1 protein-coding gene is annotated in these 449 nt (G+C 67.5%); it reads left to right on the top strand.

Features of this window, described 5'->3' with window-relative positions:
* The coding region (locus ACLZOT_RS49965) for an AI-2E family transporter (protein WP_416975980.1) at positions 1-449 on the top strand (449 nt) is incomplete at both ends.

Raw genomic sequence — 449 nt, 5'->3', positions numbered from 1 at the left:
CATCGACAACCTCTCCGACCAGGTCCAGGACGGCATCGACGAGCTGCGCAACTGGCTGCTCAACAGCCCGTTCCACGTCACCGACAAGCAGATCAACGAGATCGCGGAGAACCTCCGCGAGGCGATCGGCGCCAACACCGACGAGATCACCTCGGCCGGCCTCGAAGGCGTCACGGTCATCGTCGAGGCGCTCACCGGCATCCTGCTGGCGGCCTTCTCGACGCTGTTCCTGCTCTACGACGGCAAGCGGATCTGGCAGTGGACGCTGAAGCTCGTGCCCGCCGCGGCCCGTCCGGGCGTCGCCGGAGCCGGGCCGCGCGCGTGGGCGACGCTCACTGCGTACGTCCGCGGCACGGTTCTCGTCGCCCTCATCGACGCCGTGTTCATCGGCATCGGCATCTACTTCCTCGACGTACCGATGGCCGTCCCGCTGGCCGTCTTCATCTTCC

This window comes from Streptomyces sp. 4F14, from assembly GCF_048159485.1.
Lineage (GTDB): Bacteria > Actinomycetota > Actinomycetes > Streptomycetales > Streptomycetaceae > Streptomyces.
Note: the sequence above shows the minus strand (reverse complement) of the source record. Positions and strands in the feature narration are given on the sequence as shown.